General features: G+C 71.5%; 4 protein-coding genes. 1 reads left to right on the top strand and 3 read right to left on the bottom strand.

Going from position 1 to position 5587, the window contains the following annotated elements:
• The 3 genes from AOK22_RS25815 to afsR form a co-directional block, all read right to left on the bottom strand.
• Nucleotides 1-279, bottom strand: a 279-nt coding sequence (locus tag AOK22_RS25815; RefSeq protein WP_063795331.1) for a hypothetical protein, incomplete at its 3' end; no start/stop codon positions are given.
• Between the two features lie 189 nt (nt 280-468).
• Nucleotides 469-645, bottom strand: coding sequence for a sigma-like protein (locus AOK22_RS41015; protein ID WP_107102034.1), 177 nt, complete (start codon nt 643-645; stop codon nt 469-471).
• A 206-nt stretch (nt 646-851) separates the two neighbouring features.
• Nucleotides 852-3830, bottom strand: a complete 2979-nt coding sequence (gene afsR / locus AOK22_RS25810; RefSeq protein WP_055701106.1) for an SARP-family global regulator AfsR — start codon at nt 3828-3830, stop codon at nt 852-854.
• Nucleotides 3831-4166: 336 nt separating this feature from the next.
• On the opposite strand from afsR, the gene AOK22_RS25805 reads away from it, so the two are divergent.
• Nucleotides 4167-5405 (top strand): amidohydrolase family protein, encoded by a 1239-nt coding sequence (locus AOK22_RS25805; RefSeq protein ID WP_055701105.1) that lies wholly within the window; start codon nt 4167-4169, stop codon nt 5403-5405.
• Nucleotides 5406-5587 lie beyond the last annotated feature (182 nt).

The following is a 5587-nucleotide window of genomic DNA, read 5'->3' as shown; positions in this document are numbered from 1 at the left end:
GACCGGGAGGTGGCTGTCGCCCATCGGTGCGACCGGGAGGTGGCTGTCACCCTGCGGTGCGACCGGCGTGTGGCCGTCGCCCATCGGTGCGACCGGGAGGTGGCTGTCACCCTGCGGTGCGACCGGCGTGTGGCCGTCGCCCATCGGTGCGACCGGGAGGTGGCTGTCGCCCTGGGGCGCGACCGGGAGGTGGCTGTCGGCCAGCGCCGGAGCCGCCGCGCCGCCGGCTGCGGCGGCCGCGATGGCCAGGGTGACGAGGGCCTTCTTGGTGCGAGTCATTTCAGCTCCTGTGGGGAGAGGGAGACTTCCGGACATCGAGTGACGCTAGTCGTTTTGCGTGCAAATGTTCGATGAGTGTGGTCTGTTCCTGCCAATCATTGGCCTGAACCTGACCTGAAACAGATGTCGGCCGCGGCGGCTCCCCCTCCGCGCCGCCGCGGCCGATCGTCCCCCGTCGGGAATGAAGTCTCAGTCCTTGGGCGGATTGGGCATGTGGCTGTCGCCCTGTGTGGTGATCTTGCCGTCCTTCGGCGGGGCGGGCATGTGGCTGTCGCCCTGCGTGGTGATCTTGCCGTCCTTCGGCGGAGCGGGCATGTGGCTGTCGCCCATGGTGGTGATGTCCTCGTTCTTCTTCGCGTCGCTCATGGTGGAAATCCCCCTGGGATAGGCGGTTCGCTGGGGCAGAACGCCCGCTCGGCAACTCCCCCGAGGGCCGCCGAACGGGCGTTCCAGGGCCGCTCACCCTATCTGTGAGGCCCCGTGCGACCCGTCTGCCCCCCGACGCGACGGATCGATGAAATGAGAGTGGCAGCTACTCATAAACGTTCGATGAACGCCCTGAAGTGCTGACGTCAGGCGGCCGCGAGCGGGCCGAGGAGCCCGCGTACCTCGTCGGCCTCGGGTGCCCCGCCCCGCTCGTGGATCGTCAGGGCTTCGCGCCAGCACGCCCGTGCCCGGTCCCGTTGCCCCATGTTGTCGAGCGACTTGCCGAGGGCCGTCAGGACGTTGGCGCGCATCCAGTCGCCGCCGATGCATCCGGTGCTCAGCGCCTGTTCCGCGTGCTGGGCGGCCTGGGTGGACCGCTGTGCCGCGAGGTGCACCTGCGCGATGCGATAGTGGGTCGTCCCCTCCCACAGGCGCTGCCGGTTCTCCACGAACATGTGCAGGGCGTCGGTCAGCTGGTCCAGTGCCTCGGTGTGGCGCCCCGCGTGACCGAGGGCGATGCCGAGCGCGTACCGGGCGTTGGCGAGGCGGAAGGTGAGGCCGAGGTCGTCGTATATGGCGATGCCCTGCCGGACGAGGTCGATCGCCGCGGAGATGCGCCCCAGGTCGGCCAGGACGCGGGACAGGTTGCAGACGGCGCTGGCTTCGCCGGGGCGGTTGCCGTCGGCCCGGAACGCGTCGATCGCCTGCAGCAGGTACTTCTCGCTCTCCGCGGGGCGGTTCAAGCAGTTGGCGATGATGCCGAGTTCGTTGGGGGCGTTGCAGCCGGTCCAGGGGTCACCGGTGGTCTGCCCCAGCGTGGTGGCCAGCTCGGCCTCGACCCGGGCCTTCTCGAAGTGTCCGGCGTTGTTGTGCACCTGGCTGAGCGTGACCCGTGCCCGCCCCTCCGCGTGCGCGTCCCCCAGTGCCGCCGCCGCGTCCCGCGCGGCCGACGTGGCCAGTTCGTAGCGGAGCGAGCTCGCGCCGGACTCCGCCAGGTCCTTGGAGGCCAGCAGCAGGTCCACCGCGCGGCGCAGGGTGGTGGGGCCCAGGGACTGCTGGACGCAGGCCAGGATGCAGGCCGCCTCCGAGTGGAGCCAGTCCAGGGCCTTCGTGTCGTCGGTGAAATCCTGGCCCAGGCGGGCCGTGACCTCCAGGTGGTCCACCGTCCGGTCCCCGGGGCGTTCGATCGCGTACACCCGGGCCGCCGAGGCGAGGTAGAAGTCCAGGAGGCGCGAGAGCGCCGCCTCCCGTTCGCTCGGGGGCTGTTCGTCGCGTTCGGCGCATGCACGCGCGTAGAGACGGACCAGGTCGTGGTAGCGGTAGCGGCCCGGCGCCGCGGACTCCACCAGGGACGTGTCGACCAGGGATTCCAGGATGTCCTCGGTGTCCTCCAGGGGAAGGTCGAGGACCGCCGCGGCCGCCGCCAGGGAGAGGTCGGGGCCGTCGGCGAGGCCGAGGAGGCGGAAGGCGCGGGCCTGGGCCGGTTCCAGCTGGCCGTAGCCGAGTTCGAAGGTCGCCTTGACCGCGAGGTCGCCCGCCTGGAGCTCGTCGAGGCGACGCCGCTCGTCCGCGAGCTTCGCCGCCAGCGTGGAGACCGTCCAGGTCCGGCGGGCCGCGAGGCGCGAGGCCGCGATACGGATGGCCAGGGGGAGGAAACCGCAGGCCGCCACCACGTCGAGCGCGGCCTCGCGCTCCGCCGTGACGCGCTCCTCGCCGACGATCCGGGTGAAGAGGAGGAGCGCCTCCTCCGGCGACATCACGTCCAGGTCGACGAGGTGGGCGCCCGCGAGGTCGACCATCCGCACGCGGCTCGTGACGAGGGCCGCGCAGCCCTCCATGCCGGGCAGGAGGGGGCGGACCTGCGCCGCGTCGCGCGCGTTGTCCAGGAGGACGAGGACGCGGCGCCCGTCCAGGACCGAGCGGTAGAGCGCGGCCCTCTCCTCCAGGGAGTCGGGGATCGCGGAGTCGGCGGTGCCGAGGGCGCGCAGGAAGGCGCCGAGGACCGTCTCGGGTTCCGCGGCCCGCGCGCCCGCGCCCTGGAGGTCCACGTACAGCTGGCCGTCCGGGAAGTGGGTGCGGGCCACGTGCGCGACGTGGACGGCGAGGGTCGTCTTGCCCACGCCGCCGATGCCCGCGAGCGCCGAGACGGCCATGACGCGGCCCTCGGCGGTGGAGAGGATCTCGCTCAGCTCGTGGACGAAGGAGGCCCGGCCCGTGAAGTCGGGCACGGTCGCCGGGAGTTGCGCCGGCCGCACGACGGTGGTGGCCGGTTCGGGCGAATCGGCCGAGGGCTCGGCGAGGCCGGGGTCGGCCTGGAGGATGCGCTGCTGGAGGTCCTTGAGGCCGGGGCGCGGGTCGACGCCGAGCTCGTCGGCGAGCAGCCGGCGCGTGTCGGCGTAGACGGCGAGGGCCTCGGCCTGGCGGCCGGAGCGGTACAGGGCCAGCATCAGGAGTTCGCGCAGGCGCTCGCGCAGCGGGTGGGCCGCGGTCAGGGCGGTCAGTTCGGAGACCGCCTCCGCGTGGCAGCCCTGCTCCAGGTCCATGTCCAGGCGGGACTCCAGGAGCTGCAGGCGCCACTCCTCCAGGCGGGTGCGCTGGGTCTCGGCGTAGGGGCCGGGGACGCCGGCGAGCGGTTCGCCGTCCCACAGGCCGAGGGACTTGTTCACCAGCGTGCGCGCCTGGCACAGGTCGCCCACGCCGCGGGCCTTCTCGGCGGCCGACCAGAGGTCCTCGGCGGCGGCGAGGTCCAGGGCGCCGTCCGCGACCTGGACGGAGTAGCCCCCGGACTCGCTGACGAGGACGCCGGGCGGCAGGACCTTGCGGAGCCGGGACGCGTACGTACGTACCGCTGCCAGTGCCTGCGACGGTGGCTCCTCGCCCCAGAGGGCGTCGATCAGCTCCGCGGCCGTGGCCGTGCGGCCGTCCCGCAGCAGGAGGGCCGCAAGGAGCGCCCGCTGCTGTGGTGAGCCGGTGTTGAGCTGTTCCGTGCCGTGCCATGCGCGCACCGGTCCGAGCACGCTGAAGCGTGACGCCCGGACCTCGGGGGGATGCCCCTCGGTCCGCTCCTCGGGGGCGCTCCCCGAGGCCGGACGCCACTGCTCCGGTACTCGCGGTACATCGACCATCGCTCCCCCTGCCGCCCTGCCTATCCCAGTCCTGCCGGCCGCGGAGCTGCCCGGTCCGCGGTCTTGCCGTTGTCGGTCGTACCCGGGAGGCGGGGGCTGACCCCTGTCCCGGGCGTGTTCGTACCGAGCCCCGAACGGGCCTCGGTCGCCGCCCGGTCGCGCCTTGGTTCTTGCACCCCGCCAGTTTGCCTTGTTCATGGCGGATGCGTCAGCCGTGGGAGACGGCTCTCACAGGGTCCTCGCACGACACCCGGGACACGTTTTCGGCCTCGGGTGCCCCATGAGGCACCGTACGACTAGCTGACGGGTCGTCAGATCGGCGCTACCGTGGGCCGTATGGAGACAACGGAGAGCCCGGAGACCTTCCCCAAGATCATCTCGGTGGACGACCACACGGTCGAACCTCCCCACGTCTGGCGGGACCGGCTCCCGTCGAAGTACCAGGACAGCGGCCCCAGGATCGTCCGCGCGCCCCTGAAGGAGATGAGCTTCCTCGGCGGGAAGTTCGCCCCCGTGATGGGGGCGAAAGGGGATGAAGGGCCCATAGGCGACTGGTGGATCTACGAGGATCTGCACCGCCCCCTCACCCGCCTCGACACCGCCGTCGGCTACGACAGGGACGAGATCAAGCTCGAGGTCATCACGTACGAACAGATGCGGCCCGGCTCGTTCAGCGTGCCGGAGCGGCTCGCCGACATGGACGTCAACCACGTCCAGTCCGCCCTGTGCTTCCCGACCTTCCCACGCTTCTGCGGGCAGACGTTCACCGAGGCCAAGGACCGTGAGCTCGGGCTTCTCGGGGTGCGCGCGTACAACGACTGGATGGTCGACGAGTGGTGCGGGCCCGAGGCGCGGGGGCGGCTCATACCGCTCACCCTCATCCCCTTGTGGGACCCGGAGCTCGCCGCCGCGGAGGTGCGGCGCAATGCCGCGCGCGGGGTCCGGGCGGTCGCCTTCTCCGAGATTCCGCCGCATCTGGGGCTGCCGTCCATCCACACCGACGCGTGGGACCCCTTCCTCGCGGCGTGCGACGAGACGGGGACCGTCGTGGCCATGCACATCGGGTCCTCCAGCAGGATGCCGTCCACCTCGGCGGACGCGCCGCCGGCCGTCGGCTCGACGATCACCTTCGCCAACTGCTGCTTCTCGATGGTGGACTGGCTGATGAGCGGGAAGTTCGAGCGCTTCCCGAATCTGAAGGTGATGTACGCGGAGGGCCAGATCGGCTGGATCCCGTACATCCTGGAGCGTGCGGATGTGGTGTGGGAGGAGAACCGGGGGTGGGGTGGCGTCGCGGACAAGGTGCTGCGGCCGCCGTCGGAGCTCTTCGCCGACCACGTGTACGGGTGCTTCTTCGATGACGCCTTCGGGTTGAGGAACCTCGATTCCATCGGGGTCGGGAATGTCCTCTACGAGACGGACTATCCGCACTCGGACTCTACGTGGCCGAAGTCCCGGGAGGTGGGGGAGGCGCAGATGGGGCATCTGGACGCGGATGTGGTCGACCGGATCGTCCGTCGCAACGCGATCGATCTCCTGGGCCTCACGAACGAGGGCCTCTGGCCGGGTCCCTGAACCGGGTACGTCACCCTGGGGCGGGGCCTTCCGGCTGCGCCGGCGCCGGGGCCGCCTTCCGCGCTTCCCGGCCCCGGGGTCCGTGCCCGCCTGCACCGGGGTTGGTGCCTCCTTTATCGCCCCTCGGCGCCGTGGGCTGTGTCCACCCTTCCCCAAGCTCTCGGCTTCGCTCGAGCAGGGGA

It is taken from the genome of Streptomyces silaceus (genome assembly GCF_001419745.1).
GTDB classification, from domain to species: domain Bacteria; phylum Actinomycetota; class Actinomycetes; order Streptomycetales; family Streptomycetaceae; genus Streptomyces; species Streptomyces silaceus.
Note: the sequence above shows the minus strand (reverse complement) of the source record. Positions and strands in the feature narration are given on the sequence as shown.

Bases quoted from the DNA above. Each gene is read 5' to 3' on its own strand.
- AOK22_RS41015 (WP_107102034.1), bottom strand. From the start codon at position 645: ATGAGCGACGCGAAGAAGAACGAGGACATCACCACCATGGGCGACAGC.
- afsR (WP_055701106.1), bottom strand. From the start codon at position 3,830: ATGGTCGATGTACCGCGAGTACCGGAGCAGTGGCGTCCGGCCTCGGGG.
- AOK22_RS25805 (WP_055701105.1), top strand. From the start codon at position 4,167: ATGGAGACAACGGAGAGCCCGGAGACCTTCCCCAAGATCATCTCGGTG.